This is a genomic window from Formicincola oecophyllae (assembly GCF_006542395.2).
Classification (GTDB): domain Bacteria; phylum Pseudomonadota; class Alphaproteobacteria; order Acetobacterales; family Acetobacteraceae; genus Formicincola; species Formicincola oecophyllae.
In genome coordinates, this window is sequence record NZ_CP038232.1 from 1 (window position 1) to 2500 (window position 2500).

1 protein-coding gene, 1 tRNA gene and 2 rRNA genes (1 of these 4 cut by a window edge) are annotated in these 2500 nt (G+C 47.3%); 1 reads left to right on the top strand and 3 read right to left on the bottom strand.

Annotated features, from left to right (window positions below):
* Nucleotides 1-702 (top strand): replication initiation protein, encoded by a 702-nt coding sequence (locus E3E12_RS08680; RefSeq protein WP_206338688.1) that lies wholly within the window; start codon nucleotides 1-3, stop codon nucleotides 700-702.
* Nucleotides 703-761: 59 nt separating this feature from the next.
* Here the strand turns inward: E3E12_RS08680 and E3E12_RS08685 are convergent.
* From E3E12_RS08685 to E3E12_RS08695, 3 genes are all read right to left on the bottom strand, one after another.
* Nucleotides 762-838, bottom strand: a tRNA-Met gene (locus tag E3E12_RS08685).
* Nucleotides 839-863: 25 nt separating this feature from the next.
* A 5S ribosomal RNA gene (rrf, locus tag E3E12_RS08690) occupies nucleotides 864-978 on the bottom strand.
* 61 nt (nucleotides 979-1039) lie between these two features.
* A 23S ribosomal RNA gene (locus E3E12_RS08695) occupies nucleotides 1040-2500 on the bottom strand; it runs 1275 nt beyond the window's last position.

Below are 2500 nucleotides of genomic sequence, written 5' to 3' on the forward strand. Positions count from 1 at the left end.
ATGAAATCTTCACCTCTGACATTAATAGCAATGAGCAATGCTTTGGTAAAAGCTGGACAAGGTTTATCTTTGCCAGAGAAACGTATTGTCATGCTGGCAATATCTAAATTAGATAGCCGACAACCAATAACTAACCTAGTGCCCATCACTCGCATTACAGCTCGCGAATATGCCGATTTAACTCAATGTGATATGCCTACAGCATATCAAGCTTTACAAAGTGCTGGAGAGCAACTTTTTAAACGCAAAATCACATTCCATAAAATTACTAAAAAAGGTGTCATTACAACGGAAATGCGTTGGGTAGGGCGTTGTACATATCAAGCTGGAGAAGGGTGGGCTGAATTGGCTTGGTGGCCAGAATTATTGCCCTGTTTACTGGATTTAAAAAAACAATTCACAACCTATCATTTGCAACAGGCTACAGCTTTACGTTCAGTTTATTCTTGGAGGTTGATGGAATTATTAATGCGGTTTAAAAATTCAGGATGGGCTGAATATAATTTGAAAGATTTTTGTAATTCTATGGAGGCGACTGAAAAACAGCGTCTGAATTTTGCTAACATTAGAAGGCGAATTATTGAACCTGCAGTTAACGAATTAATTAAAAAAGACCATTGGAATATAAAGTGGTTCTCTATTAAAGAGGGACGCCGTGTAGTGCGACTTAAATTTATATTTTCTCACCACATTAGATCGTAAAAAAAAACCCTTCAGTAAAACTGAAGGGCTACAAACAAAAAAAGCGCCTCAAAGGCGCTTGGATGCGGGAGCAGGATTTGAACCTGCGACCTTCAGGTTATGAGCCTGACGAGCTACCGGACTGCTCCATCCCGCGATAATTTATTAAATTAAGCCAGGAGATTCGGCAGCGTCCTACTTTCCCGCGCCTTAAGGCGCAGTATCATGGGCGCTAAAGACCTTAACTACCGAGTTCGGGATGGGATCGGGTTGGAAATCTTTGCTATAACCACCGAATCTCCTGGCTTAATTTAGTATATATGGTGCTTGATGTGATTGGTTACTGTGCATGTGGAAATACATGAAAAAAATGGGCGATTAGGATCAGTTAGCTAAACGTGTCACCACGCTTTTACACCTGACCTATCAATGTCCTGGTCTTGGACTGCCCTACGAGACCTAGTTTTAAGGCTGGTTTCCCGCTTAGATGCCTTCAGCGGTTATCCATTCCAAACTTAGCTACCCGGCGGTGCCGCTGGCGCGACAACCGGTTCACCAGAGGTTTGTTCATCCCGGTCCTCTCGTACTAGGGACAAATCCTTTCAAGTCTCAAACACCCACGGCAGATAGGGACCGAACTGTCTCACGACGTTCTAAACCCAGCTCACGTACCACTTTAATCGGCGAACAGCCGAACCCTTGGGACCTGCTCCAGCCCCAGGATGTGATGAGCCGACATCGAGGTGCCAAACCTCCCCGTCGATGTGGACTCTTGGGGGAGATCAGCCTGTTATCCCTAGAGTACCTTTTATCCGTTGAGCGATGGCCCGTCCACGTGGAACCACCGGATCACTATGGCCGACTTTCGTCTCTGCTCGAGCTGTCACTCTCACAGTCAGGCGGGCTTATGCCATTGCACTCAACAGTCGGTTTCCGACCGACTTGAGCCCACCATCGCGCGCCTCCGTTATCATTTAGGAGGCGACCGCCCCAGTCAAACTGCCCACCATGCAGGGTCCTGGTTCGGGCTAACCGAACTCAGTTAGACATCAAAAGGATTCAGGGTGGTATTTCAAGGTTGGCTCCACTAAAGCTGGCGCTTCAGTTTCAAAGCCTCCCACCTATCCTACACAGAATTCTTCAGATGCCACTGCAAAGTTGCAGTAAAGGTTCATAGGGTCTTTCCGTCTGACCGCGGGTACCCCGCATCTTCACGGGGAATTCAATTTCGCTGAGTCGATGCTGGAGACAGCGGGGAAGTCGTTACGCCATTCGTGCAGGTCGGAACTTACCCGACAAGGAATTTCGCTACCTTAGGACCGTTATAGTTACGGCCGCCGTTTACCGGGGCTTCAATTCAAAGCTCTCACTTCTCCTTTTAACCTTCCGGCACCGGGCAGGCGTCAGGCCCTATACGTCATCTTTCGATTTCGCAGAGCCCTGTGTTTTTACTAAACAGTCGCTACCCCCTAGTCTGTGCCACCATTCAATGGTTTCCCAAAGAATGGTCTCGCTTCTTCCGAAGTTACGCGAGCAATTTGCCTAGTTCCTTCAGCATCGTTCTCTCAAGCGCCTAGGTATACTCTACCAGTCCACCTGTGTCGGTTTCGGGTACGGTCTATATGCTAGAGCTATTTCCTGGAATGTTCAAAAAGCCTGATCAATCCAATAAGATCAGACAACATCTCGCATTCGTCACTACTAGCAGGCTCAGGAATATTAACCTGATTCCCATCGATTACAGCTTTCGCTCTCATCTTAGGGGCCGGCTTACCCTGCGTGGATTAACCTTGCGCAGGAAACCTTGGACTTTCGGCGA